At 59.3% G+C, this 16,067-nt stretch carries 11 protein-coding genes; 6 read left to right on the forward strand and 5 right to left on the reverse strand.

The features are described 5' to 3' along the window. Window positions 1-92 precede the first annotated feature (92 nt). The 3 genes from PhaeoP97_RS04485 to PhaeoP97_RS04495 all read right to left on the reverse strand — a co-directional run bounded on the left by PhaeoP97_RS04485 (window position 93) and on the right by PhaeoP97_RS04495 (window position 7,057). Window positions 93-3,533: a pyruvate carboxylase gene (locus tag PhaeoP97_RS04485; RefSeq protein ID WP_072504054.1), complete on the reverse strand. Its 3,441-nt coding sequence runs from the start codon at window positions 3,531-3,533 to the stop codon at window positions 93-95. Window positions 3,534-3,660: 127 nt separating this feature from the next. Next, entirely contained in the window at window positions 3,661-4,866 is a 1,206-nt protein-coding gene (locus PhaeoP97_RS04490; protein WP_072504055.1) for an alpha-hydroxy acid oxidase, read from the reverse strand. Between the two features lie 397 nt (window positions 4,867-5,263). Then, entirely contained in the window at window positions 5,264-7,057 is a 1,794-nt protein-coding gene (locus PhaeoP97_RS04495) for a sensor domain-containing diguanylate cyclase (RefSeq protein ID WP_072504056.1), read from the reverse strand. A gap of 234 nt (window positions 7,058-7,291) precedes the next feature. Here PhaeoP97_RS04495 and PhaeoP97_RS04500 point away from each other — a divergent pair, with 234 nt between their 5' ends. Beyond that, a complete protein-coding gene (locus PhaeoP97_RS04500) occupies window positions 7,292-9,649 on the forward strand; it encodes an ATP-dependent helicase (RefSeq protein ID WP_072504057.1) in 2,358 nt (785 codons plus the stop codon). A gap of 415 nt (window positions 9,650-10,064) precedes the next feature. Here the strand turns inward: PhaeoP97_RS04500 and PhaeoP97_RS04505 are convergent, their stop codons facing one another. Next, window positions 10,065-10,283 (reverse strand): DUF1127 domain-containing protein, encoded by a 219-nt coding sequence (locus tag PhaeoP97_RS04505; RefSeq protein WP_072504058.1) that lies wholly within the window; start codon window positions 10,281-10,283, stop codon window positions 10,065-10,067. Window positions 10,284-10,579: 296 nt separating this feature from the next. Between PhaeoP97_RS04505 and PhaeoP97_RS04510 the strand changes: the two genes are divergently transcribed. Beyond that, on the forward strand, window positions 10,580-11,650 hold the full coding sequence (locus PhaeoP97_RS04510; RefSeq protein ID WP_072504059.1) for an Mrp/NBP35 family ATP-binding protein: 1,071 nt from the start codon (window positions 10,580-10,582) through the stop codon (window positions 11,648-11,650). Between the two features lie 175 nt (window positions 11,651-11,825). Here PhaeoP97_RS04510 and PhaeoP97_RS20785 read toward each other — a convergent pair whose 3' ends face one another. Further along, window positions 11,826-11,948 (reverse strand): hypothetical protein, encoded by a 123-nt coding sequence (locus tag PhaeoP97_RS20785; RefSeq protein WP_257786528.1) that lies wholly within the window; start codon window positions 11,946-11,948, stop codon window positions 11,826-11,828. Between the two features lie 460 nt (window positions 11,949-12,408). On the opposite strand from PhaeoP97_RS20785, the gene mraZ reads away from it, so the two are divergent. Genes mraZ through PhaeoP97_RS04530 form a run of 4 tightly spaced genes read left to right on the forward strand, consistent with a single transcriptional unit; the run spans window position 12,409 to window position 16,060 of the window. After that, on the forward strand, window positions 12,409-12,912 hold the full coding sequence (gene mraZ / locus PhaeoP97_RS04515) for a division/cell wall cluster transcriptional repressor MraZ (RefSeq protein ID WP_072504060.1): 504 nt from the start codon (window positions 12,409-12,411) through the stop codon (window positions 12,910-12,912). A 3-nt stretch (window positions 12,913-12,915) separates the two neighbouring features. Continuing rightward, the gene (rsmH, locus tag PhaeoP97_RS04520; RefSeq protein ID WP_072504061.1) at window positions 12,916-13,908 is read left to right on the forward strand and encodes a 16S rRNA (cytosine(1402)-N(4))-methyltransferase RsmH; all 993 of its coding nucleotides are present in this window, start codon (window positions 12,916-12,918) and stop codon (window positions 13,906-13,908) included. After that, the gene (ftsL, locus tag PhaeoP97_RS04525) at window positions 13,905-14,276 is read left to right on the forward strand and encodes a cell division protein FtsL (RefSeq protein ID WP_072504062.1); all 372 of its coding nucleotides are present in this window, start codon (window positions 13,905-13,907) and stop codon (window positions 14,274-14,276) included. Before rsmH ends, ftsL begins: the two co-directional genes overlap by 4 nt. Further along, on the forward strand, window positions 14,273-16,060 hold the full coding sequence (locus PhaeoP97_RS04530) for a peptidoglycan D,D-transpeptidase FtsI family protein (RefSeq protein ID WP_072504063.1): 1,788 nt from the start codon (window positions 14,273-14,275) through the stop codon (window positions 16,058-16,060). Before ftsL ends, PhaeoP97_RS04530 begins: the two co-directional genes overlap by 4 nt. The last annotated feature ends 7 nt before the right edge of the window (window positions 16,061-16,067 follow it).

The following is a 16,067-nucleotide window of genomic DNA, read 5'->3' on the forward strand; positions in this document are numbered from 1 at the left end:
CTGCAGGCCTCTGATGCAAAAAGGCGCCCCTGGCAAAAGGGACGCCTGTGAAATTTTGGAGCCCGGTTAGCAGGCGTTTCACAGATCGCCGATCACTCCAGTTCGATCAGCAGATCCTTGGCGTCAATCTGGCCGCCGGCCTGTACGTGTACCGCCTTCACCACCGCGTCGTGTTCGGCGTGGATCCCAGTTTCCATCTTCATTGCCTCGATGGTCAACAGCATGTCGCCTTCGTGGATCTGTTGACCTGGATGCACGGCAACCGTCGCCACAACGCCCGGCATCGGCGCGCCGATGTGGTTAGGATTGCCCGCTTCGGCTTTTTTGTTGGCGACCTGGGTCGCGGCGACCTTGCGGTTGGGCACCCGGATGACACGTGGTTGGCCATTGAGCTCGAAGAAGACTTTGACCTCTCCCTTGTCATCGGTTTCGCCAATGGCCTGGAGGCGAATTTCCAGCGTCTTGCCGGGGTCGATTTCGGCGGTGATCTCTGCGCCCGGCTCCATCCCGTAAAAGAATGTGCGGGTTGGCAGGGCACGCACCGGACCGTAGAGCCGATGGCGGCCCATGTAGTCAAGGAACACCTTGGGATACATCAGATAGCCATTGAGATCTTCGTCATCGACCTTAAAGCCTTCCAATTCGGCCGAGAGTTCGGCGCGGCTGGCTTCCAGATCAACCGGCTCCAGATGGGCGCCGGGGCGCGCCGTATTCGGGGCGTCACCTTTCAGCACTTTGGCAACGATCCCCTCAGGGAAACCACCGGGGGGCTGACCCAGATTGCCGCGCATCATGTCAACTACAGAATCCGGGAAGGCCACATCGGTCTTCGGATCCTCGACATCATCGCGGGTCAGGCCTTGGGACACCATCATCAGGGCCATATCGCCAACCACCTTGGACGAAGGCGTCACCTTGACGATATCGCCAAACATCTGGTTCACGTCGGCATAGGTCTGTGCCACGTCGGACCATTTTTCTTCCAGACCCAGCGAACGTGCCTGTGCCTTGAGGTTGGTAAACTGACCGCCAGGCATCTCGTGCAGATAAACCTCAGAGGCCGGTGCGGCGAGACCTGATTCAAAGGCCGCATATTGTGCCCGCACCTGCTCCCAATAAGCAGAGATTTCGCGGATTCTGGTGATATCCAGCCCGGTGTCGCGGTCGGTATTGCGCAGCCCCTCGACGATAGAGCCGAGGCAGGGCTGCGAGGTACCGCCACTGAAGGCATCCATAGCGGCGTCAACAGCATCAACCCCGGCATCGGCAGCCGCCAGAATGGTCGCCCCGGCAATGCCGGAGGTATCATGGGTGTGGAAATGGACGGGCAGGCCGACCTCTTCCTTCAGCGCCTTGACCAATTGCCGGGCCGCGGCGGGCTTCAACAGGCCCGCCATGTCTTTCAGGCCCAGGATATGCGCGCCTGCGGCTTCCAGCTCCTTGGCCATGCCGACATAATATTTGAGATCGTATTTGGCCCGGTTGGGATCGAGGATATCGCCGGTGTAGCAGATGGTGCCTTCGCAGATCTTGCCGCTCTCGACGACTGCATCCATCGCAACACGCATGTTTTCAACCCAGTTCAGCGAGTCAAAGACGCGGAACACATCAACGCCGGTGGCGGCCTGCTTCACAAAGCTCTGCACCACATTGTCGGGATAATTGGTGTAACCAACCCCGTTTGAGGCGCGCAGCAGCATCTGGGTCATCAGATTCGGCATCCGCTCGCGCAGGTCGCGCAGGCGTTGCCAGGGGCATTCCTGCAAGAAGCGGTAGGCCACATCAAATGTCGCACCACCCCAGCATTCGACCGAGAACAGCTGGCTTAGATGCTGCGCATAGGCCGGCGCCACTTTGATCATGTCATGGCTGCGCATGCGTGTGGCCAGCAGCGATTGGTGCCCATCGCGCATGGTCGTGTCTGTCAGCAACAGCTGGCGCTGTGCTTTCATCCAATCGGCCACCGCCTGCGCACCCTTTTGTTCCAACAGGTTGCGGGTGCCATAGGGTTGGGTTGCGGCATCGGCTTTGGGCGCTCGGGGCTCTTTCAGGTCTGCCTGCGGCTTGGGGCGGCCTTCGGTTTCCGGGTGCCCGTTGACCGAGATATCGGCGATATAGGTCAGCACCTTGGTGCCGCGATCGCGACGCTTGGCAAACTGGAACAGCTCCGGCGTCTCGTCGATGAATTTGGTGGTGTATTCATTCGACAGAAAGGTCGGATGTTTCAGCAGGTTCTCGACAAAGGCGATATTGGTGCTGACACCGCGCACCCGGAATTCACGCAAGGCGCGGTCCATACGGGCGATGGCTTTTTCTGGCGTTGGGGCCTTGGCGGTGACCTTGGTCAGCAGCGAATCGTAATAGCGTGTGATCACGCCGCCCGCGTAGGCGGTACCGCCGTCCAGACGAATGCCCATACCCGTGGCCGAGCGATAGGCGGTGATGCGGCCATAGTCGGGGATGAAGTTGTTCAGTGGGTCCTCAGTGGTCACACGAGTCTGTAGCGCATGGCCATTGAGCTGGATCTCGTCTTGGCTGGCCTTGCCCGTGGCCTCAGCGATGGTCTTGCCTTCGGCAATCAGGATCTGCGCCTGCACGATGTCGATACCGGTCACTTCCTCGGTGACGGTGTGTTCCACCTGCACGCGGGGGTTCACCTCGATAAAATAGAATTTGCCGTCGTTCATATCCATCAGGAATTCGACGGTGCCCGCGCATTCATAGTTCACATGCTGGCAGATCTTGCGGCCCAGATCGCAGATCTCGGCGCGCTGCTCCTCCGTCAGATAGGGGGCGGGCGCACGCTCGACCACTTTCTGATTGCGGCGCTGGACTGAGCAGTCCCGTTCAAACAGGTGATAAATCTCGCCGTGTTTGTCGCCGAGGATCTGCACCTCAACGTGGCGCGCGCGGGTGATCATCTTCTCCAGATAGCCCTCGCCATTGCCAAAGGCGGCTTCGGCTTCGCGGCGGCCTTCCAGCACCTTTTCTTCCAGTTCATCTTCGCCGTGGATCGGGCGCATCCCGCGGCCACCGCCACCCCAGGACGCCTTGAGCATCAAGGGATAGCCGACCTCTGCCGCTTCTTTGCGGATCGCGTCCATATCGTTGCCCAAAACCTCGGTCGCCGGGATCACCGGGACACCTGCGTCGACCGCAACGCGCCGCGCGCTGGCCTTGTCGCCAAGGGCGCGCATGGTTTCAGCCTTGGGGCCAATAAAGGTGATGCCGTTGCGCGCGCAGGCATCGACGAAATCGGGGTTCTCGGACAGCAGGCCGTAGCCTGGGTGGATCGCATCGGCGCCGCATGCCTTGGCAACGCGGATGATCTCATCAATCGACAGATAAGCGGCAACCGGCCCCATACCTTCGCCAATCCGGTAGGCTTCATCGGCTTTGAACCGGTGCAGTCCCAGCTTGTCCTCTTCGGCGTAGACGGCAACCGTCTTTTTGCCCATCTCATTGGCGGCCCGCATGACGCGGATGGCGATTTCGCCGCGATTGGCGATCAGGATTTTTTTGAAGTCGGTCATGGCTTCCTCGAGGGTCGTGCTGTTTAGCGAAGTGATAAGCGCAGATTAGGGTCCGGTATAGACGTAGTTCTGGGTATGGCCAGCGTGATAGCGCTGACCTGAGGCCAGAAACCGGCAGAAAACGCGATTATGGCGGAACATTTGCGTCCGTATCGGACCTACTTGTCGCGAATGGCGGGGTAAGCGGCGGAAGTGTCCGTGGCGCGGGCAGACTGTTCAGGTCCGGCAGGCCCAGCTGCCCCATGTTTGCCACCAGATCCTTGCGCAGGATATCAATCAGGTGATCGGGGCCTTTCTTGCCTAATGCGGCAAGCGCAAAATGAAACGCGCGGCCCAGCATCACAAAGTCTGCTCCCAATGCAAGGGCCCGCAAAATATCCAGCCCGCCTTCAATCCCGCTGTCAAAGATCAGTGGCAGGGCCGTGGCTGCGCGTATCTGAGGCAGCGCCTCGATTGTGGCGGGAGCCGCATCAAATTGCCGCCCGGCGTGGTTGGAAACCCACAAGGCATCAACTCCCAGGGCCTCCAGCGGTGCCGTATCTTCGGCGCGCATCACCCCCTTGATGATCAGCGGACCCTCCCAATTGTCGCGCAGCCATTTCACATATTCCCAATCTGGCGAAGTGCGCAGCAAGTAGCCGACATGAGCGGTAGAGGACAGAGTGGCATTTGCGCCCGTCACATAGGCGTCCAATGTGCGCATATGCGGCATTCCGCGTCGGGCCATGCCCATTGCCCAGGCCGGTCGCTGCGCGACCTGCGCCAGCAGGCGCGGGGTCAGCCGTGGTGGCTGGGTCAGACCAGAGCGCGTTTGTCGCTCGCGGCGTGAGGCAACCGGCACATCAACGGTCAGCACCAACCCTGTGAAGCCTGCTTTTTTGGCGCGATCCAGCAGATCGCGGCGAATATCGGGATCCTTTGGCGGGTAGAGCTGAAACCACGGTGCCGCCCCCAGATCGTCCGCCAGATCCTCGGGTGATTGGCTGGCCACGGTGGAGAGACAATAGGGAATGTTCTGTGCTGCGGCGCAGCGAGAAAGCAGCCGTTCCGCATCGGGCCAGATCAGACCGGACATGCCAACCGGCGCAATCCCAAAGGGTAGGGGGCGGCCGGCACCCAGAAAATTGCACTGAAGAGAGGTTTCTTGCTGGCCATGCAAAATGGAGGGGGAAAACCCTACCTGATCCAATGCAGCACGGTTGCGGGCCATAGTGGCCTCGGTTCCTGTGCCGCTATCCAGATAGTCCCAGACGAAACGCGGCAGCCGCCGCCGGGCGCGCTGGCGAAGATCACTGAGAGCGGGATAGCGCTGATGCAGGTCCATGACGCGCATTTGTTGCTGCCTTGCAGCAAAAGTCTAGTGCCGAGTGCCGCATTGAAACATTTTTGTAACCATTTGTGCCGGACCTGTTCTTGTGTCTTGTGTCTTGTGTCTTGTGTCTTGTGTCTTGTGTCTTGTGTCTTGTGTCTTGTGTCTTGTGTCTTGTGTCTTGTGTCTTGTGTCTTGTGTCTTGTGTCTTGTGTCTTGTGTCTTGTGTCTGTTGGGCTTCAGGGGTGAGCGGTAGAATAATGGGGCGGGAACGCCTCATTGTCGCCGCAGGCAGAGCGTTAGGGTTACCGGCATTGCGGCAACCAATCCGTCGAGCGTGGCCGTAGACGGCCGATAATGCCACCGGCAAATGACACCGGCAAATGACAAGGCATCACCAGCTTGGTGACGCCTCATATTGTCATTCTGCCGCGATCGGCGCGTCTGGTCCTGAGCGTTTCTGGCAGTCTTTTTGCACCGACGGATCGCGGGGGTGCTGTTCGGGGCCTGAGGCGACACAGACCTGGTTTCGGCCTTTGGCCTTTGCCTCATACAATGCTTCATCAGCAGCCCGCAGCAGGTCTTGCGGCATGGTGCCGTGCTGTGGGTAATGCGCCACGCCCAGGGAGATTGAGATGCCCGGCAGCGCTTTTTCACCGTAGCGGACCACAATGGCCTCGACGGCCTGACGCAATAGTTCCGCCTTGGTCATGACATCTTGCTGGCTGGCGCCGGGCAGGATCAGGGTGAATTCCTCGCCGCCCGGACGGCAGGCCACCTCCTCGCCGTCGCAGGCCTGCTCCAGCACCGAGCCGACGGCGCGCAGAACCATATCCCCGGCATCGTGACCATGGTTGTCATTGAATTTCTTGAAGTGATCCACATCCACCGCGATCAGGCTGAGTGGGATGCCCGATTTCTGGCTGGCATTGATGCTCTTGCGCAGGGTTTCGGTCATATGGCGACGATTGAACAGGCCGGTCAGCGGATCACGCACGGATTGATCATGCAGCTGATCGCGCATCCGCACATTGGCGATGGCCATGGAAATCTGTTCTGCGCACATCTGGGCCAGTTTCTTGCTCTGTGTGAATTCCTCAGTGGCGTCACTCAGGGCGCGCAGATGCATCAGGCCAACAGTTTCGCCATGGGCAAGGATCGGGAAGCAGTAATAGGCGCGACCATCATGGGGTTCGGCATGCTCACAGACAAAATCAATCTCCGAGGCGCCAAATTCATAGGTGCGGCCACGGCGCAACCCCCAGCATTCTTCCGGGTGAATGTGATCTTTGTGGGTGCCGCCATTCCAGCTGGCGCAGCCGTCCAATACATCGCGTGAGTTGGAGTAGACATAAACGCTGCCTTCGGCCGTTGGCAGGATATGGGTCATGAAACGCGCAACCATGTCAAACAGCTCATCCAGCGAGCGGCTGGATTGCAGCCATTCGTTCAGCTCCCCCAGCAGCTGGACCTCGCGGGCCAACCGCAGCTGTTCGTCCAGAATTTCACGTTCGGTTTTGCTGCGCTGACGCAGCTGGTTCATGCGGAAACGGTTCGATTTGAAAATAACATAGACGGCAATTGCCATTGCCAGCAGCGCAACGCCGGTCAGCAGGGCAACCGAAAGCCGGGCCAGCTGTATGAAGGTGTTTCGCAGGTCGGTGATATCCGTATGGAAATCAATCGCGCCGTCGAAATGACCATTGTGCATAAGCGGTACGTAGATGCGGGCAACCTCTCGGGTGATCCCCTCGTCGTAGCTGTCGCTAAGCGGGGACTCGTCAATCTCAAACGCGGGAACCGTTCTGCTGCTGTAGTAGATTTCACCGCGGGACACCTGGGTCGAAAAGAAGACGTTGGCTTCAAATTCGCCGATTTCATCACTGCGCGATGACCAGAAAATCTCTCCCGCGCTGGTCAGGAGGCGATAGCGATAGACATCTGTCTCCTCGGTGAACAAGGTCAGCAGCGCGGCATCCTGAGGCTGGATGATCCCCTCCTCAAAGGCTTCTTCGGCGTTGACCATATGTAGGGTCACGCGGCGCTGCCACAGTTCGGCCTGCTTGCGGATGTCCGCCTCCAGCATTTTATCGACAACTGGGCCGGGCACCGCCAGCACTGCCCAGACCGATACCACAGCGGCAGCAATCAGCATGAGCAGCAGGGACAGGCTGCGGATTTTCTCCGCAATGCTTGAGGTCAATGCTGTGTTCATAATGTGCTGGTCTGCCTCACTGGTGCTAGGTCAATCAATAACAACCTTTAGGTGAGTTAACATGCCTGACGGTGTTTTAGAAAACGTTAACACCCCAGCGTCTGGCCGTCGTTAGGGGGGCCGCGTGCCCACAGACAACGCCGCAAAGCGGACATGAGCTGCCATGATATTAGGGCGGAACAGACTGTGAACGCCCTCTTTCCGCCGGGATTGAAACGCGCTAATGTCCCGCTCATGAGCAGTTTTGACGATATCGACCCCTACGAGGGGATTTCGCTGTCCGCGCGCGCCATGGCAGCGCGGCCGATGCCGTATCTCGACGGGTTGAACCCGGCGCAGCGTGCCGCCGTTGAATGTCTGGAGGGGCCCGTCTTGATGCTGGCCGGGGCCGGCACCGGCAAGACCAAGGCGCTGACTGCGCGGATCGTCCATCTGCTGACCACCGGGACTGCCAAACCAAACGAGATCCTCGCCGTGACCTTTACCAACAAGGCTGCGCGCGAGATGAAAGAGCGGGTTGCAGGCATGTTGGGGCAGGCGGTTGAGGGGATGCCCTGGCTTGGCACCTTCCACTCGATCTGCGTGAAACTGCTGCGCCGCCATGCCGAACTGGTCGGGCTGAAATCAAACTTCACCATTCTGGATACCGATGATCAGATCCGCCTGCTGAAACAGCTGATCAAGGCGGAAGGCATAGATGACAAACGCTGGCCCGCGCGCATGCTGGCGGGCGTCATTGACGATTGGAAAAACCGCGCGCTGACGCCCTCCAAGGTGCCGGTCTCAGACGCCAGCGCCTACAATCACCGCGGCGTGGATTTCTATGCCCAGTATCAGGCGCGGCTGAAGGATCTGAACGCTGTCGATTTTGGCGATCTCCTGCTGCATATGGTCACTATTTTCCAGGACAACCCGGATGTGCTGGAGCAATACCAACGCTGGTTCCGGTTCATCATGGTGGACGAATACCAGGATACCAATGTGGCGCAGTATCTCTGGCTGCGGTTGCTGGCGGGCGCGCATAAAAACATCTGCTGCGTCGGTGATGATGACCAGTCGATCTATGGCTGGCGCGGTGCAGAGGTGGGCAATATCCTGCGCTTTGAAAAGGATTTTCCCGGCGCCAATGTGGTGCGGCTGGAACAAAACTACCGCTCGACCGAACATATTCTCAGCGCCGCCTCTGGCGTGATCCGTGGCAATTCCGGCCGTCTGGGCAAAGAGCTCTGGACCGAGGCGCGCGGTGGCGAGAAGGTCCGCCTGATCGGTCATTGGGACGGCGAGGAGGAGGCTCGCTGGATCGGCGAAGAGATTGAGGCGATGCAGCGCGGCACCCGTGGTCTGGCACCGGTGGATCTCAACAATATGGCGATCCTTGTGCGCGCCTCGCACCAGATGCGCGCCTTTGAGGACCGGTTCCTGACCATTGGTTTGCCATACAGGGTGATCGGCGGCCCGCGCTTTTATGAACGGCTCGAAATTCGCGACGCGATGGCCTATTTCCGCCAGGTGATCAGCCCTGATGATGATCTCGCGTTTGAGCGGATCGTGAACACCCCCAAACGTGGTCTTGGCGATAAGGCGCAGCAGACCATCCAGACCATGGCGCGCAGCAATGGCGTCTCATTGGTTGAAGGCGCGCGGCTTGCGGTGGAGAGTGGCCAGATCAAGGGGAAGGGTGGCAAAGCCCTGCACCAGCTGGTTACCGATTTGGCACGGTGGGGACGGCTCGCCGGAGATGCAGACACCACCCATATGGAGCTGGCTGAGATCATTCTGGATGAAAGCGGCTATACCACCATGTGGCAGACCGACAAAAATCCGGATTCGCCGGGCCGTCTGGAAAACCTCAAGGAATTGGTCAAGGCACTGGAGGCGTTTGAAAACCTGCAAGGCTTCCTCGAACATGTCAGCCTGATCATGGACAATGACAAACAGGACGCCGCCCAAAAGGTGTCGATCATGACGCTGCATGCCGCCAAGGGGCTGGAATTTCCTGCCGTCTTCCTGCCGGGGTGGGAGGATGGCCTGTTCCCCTCGCAGCGCTCCATGGACGAAAGCGGCCTGAAGGGCCTCGAAGAGGAACGCCGTCTGGCCTATGTCGGCATCACCAGGGCGGAGGAAATCTGCACCATTTCCTTTGCCGGTAACCGCCGGGTCTTTGGGCAGTGGCAATCACAGCTGCCGTCACGGTTCATTGATGAACTACCAGAGCAACATGTGGAGGTGCTGACGCCACCGGGTCTTTATGGTGGCGGCTATGGCGCTGCGGCCAGCAGTGCAGGGCCAGTGCGGTCCACAATCGAAGAGCGGATGGCCTCTGCGGATGGATATAACTCCCCCGGTTGGAAGCGGATGCAGGCGCGCGCTGGCGAGCGCGGGCTGTCACAGCCCAGGGAAAGCAAGTCGAGCGTCATCGACCTGACCGCCACATCCGCCTTCACTGTTGGTGAGCGGGTGTTCCACCAGAAATTCGGCTACGGCGCAATCATCGGCATTGAGGGTGACAAGCTGGAAGTCGATTTTGAGAAGGCCGGCGCGAAGAAAGTCGTGGCGCGGTTTGTTACCGCCGAGGACGGCGTTCCCTTCTAGGATCAAACCCCGGACCGGGCAGAGGCTGGCGGACACTCTGGTATGGTCCGCCCGTCAGCTGTAGGTCGATATGATAGACTGAGATCGGATCAAATGGATCAAATAAGGCGTCGACGCATCTGTCGGCGCCTTTTGCAGTCAACGATATGCCCATGACGTAATGCGCCCCAGTTATAGGGGTCAGCTTATAGGGGTCAGCTGCCTAAGGGTTGAAAATCTGGACATAAAAAAACGGCGGTGCCAGGGAGGAGGAGGGCACCGCCGTTCTGTACAACACCCTGCCATAAGGGAGGAGAAGACAAGGTGTATCAGGGTCCGACTATGACGCCGGTATAGGGTGCGGTGACATCAGGGAGGAGGAAGATGTCACCGCGATAGCAGGCTCTCTAGGGAGGAGACGAGAGCCTGATCTCAGTTATTTGGTGCCGTATGCAGCCTCGTAGGCGACGCTGCGCAGCATGGAGCGGCTCAGGCCAAGGTCTGCCAGTTCGCGACCAGAGAGCGTCGACAGCTCGTCCATGGTCTGGCGATACAGGCGGTACCGGGCAATCTTGCCTTTCAGTTCATCGAATACGGCGCGCGGGCTGAAGGCCAGAGCGCCTTTACGGGTTGTGATGTTGTCAACAGCGGCCATCGAATTCGTCCTTAGCGTCTTAGAATGTTTGGCCGTTCCCGGCCTGTGTTGTAACTATAAATAAGATAATGCTGCATGCGCACAATCCCTGAAAGAGGCATTTCTGCTATGCAGCAAATGCATGGGTTTCCTAAGGTAAATAGGCTGGACACTGCTGAGATATGCATCATGCAGACTGGTAGCGCCCAAAGAGCAAGCAGCGTGTGGATGGCGGCGAATATTATATGCCTTGGGATGTGGGCTTGGGCTTCGTTGCGACAGGTCTTATATGGCGGGAACCCAACAGGAGACTGGCCATGGCCCCCACATATGACGAGATTCGCGACGCACTCGCCCGGCTGCAACTTCCCGACGGCGGCACGCTGGTCTCGCGCGATATGTTGCGCGCCCTTATGGTGGACGGCAGCCGCGTCAGCTTTGTGATCGAAGCGCCCAATCCGCAGATCGCGGCCCAGATGGAACCGTTGCGCCGCGCGGCTGAGGCAACTGTTCTGGCCCTGCCGGGTGTAGAGAGTGTCTCGGCAGCGTTGACCGCACATGCCGATGCGGTCGCCAAACCTGCGCCGACCCTGAAACTGGGCGGTCACCCAAAACCACAACAAGGCCCGATGAAGCCCAGCGGCGTCAAACGCATCCTGGCAATTGGCTCGGGCAAGGGTGGGGTCGGCAAATCCACCGTCAGCGCCAATCTCGCCGTGGCCCTGACGCGTCAGGGCCGCAAGGTGGGCCTGCTGGACGCTGACATATATGGACCCAGCCAGCCACGCATGATGGGGGCCAGTGGCCGCCCCGCCAGCCCGGATGGCAAAATCATCGAACCGCTGCACGCCCATGGCGTCACCTTGATGTCGATCGGTTTCATGGTGGATGAGGCGAAGGCTGTGGTTTGGCGCGGGCCGATGCTGATGGGCGCGTTGCAGCAGATGCTGGGCCAGGTGAACTGGGGGGAGCTGGACGTGCTGATCGTCGATCTGCCGCCCGGCACCGGCGATGTGCAGCTGACCCTCTGCACCAAGGCGGAGCTTTCGGGGGCCATCGTTGTATCGACACCGCAGGATGTGGCGCTGTTGGATGCGCGCAAGGCGCTCGACATGTTCAACACGCTCAAGACCCCCGTATTGGGCTTGATTGAGAATATGTCGTTTTTCACCTGCCCGGATTGCGGCGGAGAGCATCATATATTTGGTCATGGCGGTGTCGCCGCCGAGGCCGAGCGCCTTGGCGTGCCACTTCTTGGCGCGCTGCCGATTGATCTGGACACCCGATTGGCGGGCGACAGCGGCACGCCTATCGCGGCGGGTGACAGTGCCATGGCGCAGGCCTACGCCCAGATGGCCGAAGGGCTGATACGCGGCGGTATGGCCTAAGCGGACGAAAACTGCGGGTGCAGGCGTCTCTGGCGGCGAACTGCACCCACTGCTCATGACCTCTTTGGTGCGTGTGTTGCGTTATTGGGATTTCATGGGCGGCGCGGATATGAGCCGCACTGGGATTTCATGGGCGATCTGGGAAATCATGGCCGATTGACGTGATTTCTCCGAATCACTGGGCCGTTTCTGGCTGATCTCGGGATGAAATCGGCGAAATCACCACATCTTCGATGGCTAAAGCGCGAACCGCAGGTGGAACGATGCGCGAACATTGCGATTCCTTGATCTCAAGCATGATCTCTCTGGGAAATCATGGAACTTTTTTCGACACCTCACTCTTAGCTATATGTGGTGTCTTTTGCGATGATTTAACCCACAAATAGGTTTTGTCTTTGATTTCATCACAAGAATCGGCGCTTCGTTACCTAGATGCGGCGGTAGGGTCTACAGAAAACAGTTGTCGCCCATGTATTCCCATAGTATCCCTAGTTCATCGAATGAGACGAAGAGCAGGGGCACCAAACGACCCCAACCAAGACTACTAAGAAGCAGGTTTCATACAGGCCTTCGCTTTCATCGAAAATAGAGAGATCCGGCGCGCGAGCGAGCAGACATCCCCCCAGGTGGCGCGCGCAGTCGGACACCCCGCATGTCGGGATTAGGGAGGCGGGTTGATCAGTGGCAGCAGATCAGCCCGCCCCTTTTGCTTCTGGGGATAGCTTCGGCACGAGGGACGCTGAAAAAAGGACGATAGATTGGGCCGCAGGTTCAGAGGTGAAAGCCACCATAAGGTGGATACGAAGGGGCGGGTGTCGATTCCAGCCTCCTTTCGCCGTGTTCTGGAGGCGGGTGATCCCAACTGGCAGTCTGGTGGCAGTCCCGAACTGGTGATCGTCTATGGCGACCAGCGCCGCAATTTTCTGGAATGTTACACGATGGAGGCCATCGACGAAGTCGATGCCAAAATTGATGCCTTGCCGCGTGGCTCGATGCCGCGCAAAATGTTGCAGCGCATGTTCCACGGTCAATCTTTCCCGACCAATGTGGATGAAACCGGGCGTCTGGTTCTGCCCGCTAAGCTGCGCAACAAGATTGATCTGGAAGCCATGGCGTTTTTCATTGGTGCCGGTGACACCTTCCAGATCTGGAAGCCTGAAACATACGACGAGGAAGAGCTGGCGAAATCCGAAGAGTGGATGGAAGATCTGCCCGAAGGTTTCGATCCGATGGAGTTCCTCGATAGCGCCGGAGGCGCTTGATCCATGACAACGGACCGTCCAACCTCAACCGGTCCTCACGTACCGGTCCTTTTACGCCCCTTGCTGAAAGCGGTGGCGCCTGTCTCTGGTCGCTGGCTTGACGGCACCTTTGGGGCCGGGGGCTATAGCCGGGGCCTGCTAGAGGCGGGGGCTGATCATGTTATCGGCGTGGACCGCGATCCTCTGGCCTTTGAAATGGCCGAAAGCTGGGTTGGCGACTATGCTGGCCGCCTGACCCTGCAACAGGGTGTGTTCTCCCGCATGGACGACTATGCGCAGGATCTCGACGGCGTCGTCCTCGATCTTGGTGTCTCCTCCATGCAGCTGGACCTGGCCGAACGCGGCTTCTCCTTCATGCGCGACGGGCCTTTGGACATGCGGATGTCGCAGGATGGTCCCTCAGCTGCGGATCTTGTGGCGGACCTGGACGAGGCGGAGCTGGCAGATATCCTGTTCCTTTTTGGCGAAGAACGCGCCAGCCGCCGTATTGCCCGTGCCATCGTCAAAGCCCGCAGCGAGGCGCCGATTACCACAACGTTGCAACTGGCGGGCATCATCGAACATTGCCTGCCGCGCGGCAAACCCGGTCAGTCGCATCCAGCCACCCGCAGCTTTCAGGCGCTGCGCATTGCGGTGAACGCCGAATATGAAGAGCTGTTCGAGGGGCTTTTGGCTGCTGAACGCGCGCTGAAACCCGGTGGATTGCTGGCGGTTGTGACCTTCCACTCGATTGAGGACCGGATGGTCAAACGCTTCTTCCAGCACCGCGCGGGCAAAACCGGCCGCGCCAATCGCTACGCGCCCGAAATTGAGGAAACACCGCTGCAATTCACCCTGGTGACACGCAAGGCCGTGGGCCCGGATGATGACGAGCTGGCCGAAAACCCGCGCTCGCGCTCTGCGCGCCTGCGGGTTGGATGCCGCACAGAGGCCGCGCCGATTGACATCAGCGCCAAAGATATCGGAATGCCGCAGTTGAGAGAAAAACGGTCATGAAATCGCTACTCTATGTCATGGCTTCCTTGGCAGTCCTGGGGCTGGCGTTCTGGGCCTACCGCGAGAATTACACGACACAACAGGTGCTAAAGGAAACCCGCGGACTGCAACGCCAGATCGGGGCCGTTCAGGTCCGTCTCAGCGTGCTGCGTGCCGAATGGGCCTATCTCAACCGGCCTGACCGGCTGCGGGAATTGGCCGACCTGAACTTTGATCGTCTGAATTTGTTGCCGTTGCGCCCGGAGCAATTCGGAAGCGTGGACGAGGTTGCATATCCCCCGGATGAAGACGTGCTGGATTTCACCAATGGGGTCGAGGTGTCGTCGCTGGGGGCCAAGGGACAGACCACGACGGGGACCTTCCCATGATCCGCACGCCGCTGCGCCCGCTTGCCCGTATCCTGACCGCCCGTGCGCGTGGCGAGAACCCGGATGTGATCGAGCGCGAAAACCTGCAACTGCGCCATGCCGAAATGCAGACCCAATCGCGCCAGCGCGCCGAAGGGCGGTTGTTGGTGTTGGGAATGTTCTTCCTCTGTGCGTTCACGGCCGTTGGCGTGCGGATGGCGACCCTCGCCACATCCGAGCCGGTTGAACCTGTGGCCAGTGCGCCGGGCAGTGCGATTGCGATGCAGCGCGCTGACATCGTTGACCGGCAAGGGCGTATTCTCGCAACCAATTTTGAAACGCATTCGCTCTATGCACAGCCACCCCAGATGGTGGATGCAGAAGGTGCCGCGCAGCGCCTGGTTGAGATTTTTCCCGACCTGGAACACGACCGGTTGATCAAGGATTTCACCGGCGGGCGCAAGTTCGTCTGGATCAAAAAGAAAATCAGCCCCGAGCAGAAACAGGCCGTGCATGACATCGGCGATCCGGGTCTTTTGTTCGGTCCACGCGAAATGCGGCTCTATCCAAACGGCAGCGTGGCTGCCCATGTTCTGGGGGGGGCTGGGTTCGGCAAGGAAGGCGTCAGCGCCGCTGAGGTGATCGGTGTTGCCGGTGTCGAAAAGCAGTTTGACGATTATCTGCGCGACCCGGCCAATGGCGGCCGACCGTTGCAGCTGTCCCTTGATCTGACGGTGCAGGCCGCGTCCGAACAGGTGTTGCTGGGCGGCATGAAGCTGATGAATGCCAAAGGCGCGACGTCGATTCTGATGGATGTCTATACGGGCGAGGTGATTTCGGTGGTGTCGTTGCCGGATTTCGATCCCAATGACCGCCCGCGTCCGCCGACCTCTGGTTTCGACCCCTCTGCCAGCCCGCTGTTTAATCGTGCGGTGCAAGGCGTTTACGAGCTTGGGTCGACCTTCAAGATCTTTACGGCGGCACAGGCTGTTGATCTGGGAATTGTGAATTCCGAAACCATTATCGACACCTCCGGTCCAATGCGGATCGGGCGGTTTCCGATTGGCGAGTTCAACAACAAAAACTATGGCAAGCTGAGCGTGGCCGATATCATCGTTCACAGCTCCAACCGGGGCACCGGACGTCTGGCACTGCAAATCGGTGCCGAGCGGCAGCAGGATTTCTTGCGCTCGATGGGCATGTTTGAGCCGACGCCGATTGAAATTGCCGAAGCCGCAGGCGGCAAGCCGCTAAAACCCCGCAAATGGGGAGAGCTGAGCACGGTGACGATTTCCTACGGTCACGGGCTGTCCACCAGCCCGATGCATTTGGCGGCCGGTTACGCGGCGATTGCCAATGGCGGGCGCTATGTCAGCCCGACCATTCTGCGCCAAACGGCCCCCCAACTGGGCGATCGTGTTATGTCCGATCACGCCGCAAACGATGCCCGCGCGATGCTCCGCAAGGTTGTGACCAGCGGCACTGCCTCCTTTGGCGAGGTGCCGGGCTATCAGGTGGGCGGCAAGACCGGTACGGCGGATAAACCGAAACCGCGCGGCGGCTATTACGACAGTAAGGTGATCGCCACTTTTGCATCGATGTTTCCGGCCCATGATCCAAAATATGTGCTGATCGTCACGCTGGACGAACCTTCGGTTGTCGCACATGGGGAAGAACGTCGTTCGGCGGGGTGGACCGCGGTTCCGGTCGCTGGTGAGATGATTGGCCGGATTGCCCCGCTTCTTGGGTTGCGGCCACAAGTTGAACCCGATGACCTGGCTGCTATAACCCTCACCTCAAACTGAACAGGTG

Source organism: Phaeobacter porticola (genome assembly GCF_001888185.1).
In the GTDB taxonomy this organism is placed as follows: Bacteria; Pseudomonadota; Alphaproteobacteria; order Rhodobacterales; family Rhodobacteraceae; genus Phaeobacter; species Phaeobacter porticola.

Excerpts from the sequence above, each read along its gene's own strand:
- PhaeoP97_RS04485 (WP_072504054.1), bottom strand. The coding sequence starts at position 3,533 with ATGACCGACTTCAAAAAAATCCTGATCGCCAATCGCGGCGAAATCGCC.
- PhaeoP97_RS04490 (WP_072504055.1), bottom strand. The coding sequence starts at position 4,866 with ATGCGCGTCATGGACCTGCATCAGCGCTATCCCGCTCTCAGTGATCTT.
- PhaeoP97_RS04495 (WP_072504056.1), bottom strand. The coding sequence starts at position 7,057 with ATGAACACAGCATTGACCTCAAGCATTGCGGAGAAAATCCGCAGCCTG.
- PhaeoP97_RS04500 (WP_072504057.1), top strand. The coding sequence starts at position 7,292 with ATGAGCAGTTTTGACGATATCGACCCCTACGAGGGGATTTCGCTGTCC.
- PhaeoP97_RS04505 (WP_072504058.1), bottom strand. The coding sequence starts at position 10,283 with ATGGCCGCTGTTGACAACATCACAACCCGTAAAGGCGCTCTGGCCTTC.
- PhaeoP97_RS04510 (WP_072504059.1), top strand. The coding sequence starts at position 10,580 with ATGGCCCCCACATATGACGAGATTCGCGACGCACTCGCCCGGCTGCAA.
- PhaeoP97_RS20785 (WP_257786528.1), bottom strand. The coding sequence starts at position 11,948 with ATGCTTGAGATCAAGGAATCGCAATGTTCGCGCATCGTTCCACCTGCG.
- rsmH (WP_072504061.1), top strand. The coding sequence starts at position 12,916 with ATGACAACGGACCGTCCAACCTCAACCGGTCCTCACGTACCGGTCCTT.
- ftsL (WP_072504062.1), top strand. The coding sequence starts at position 13,905 with ATGAAATCGCTACTCTATGTCATGGCTTCCTTGGCAGTCCTGGGGCTG.
- PhaeoP97_RS04530 (WP_072504063.1), top strand. The coding sequence starts at position 14,273 with ATGATCCGCACGCCGCTGCGCCCGCTTGCCCGTATCCTGACCGCCCGT.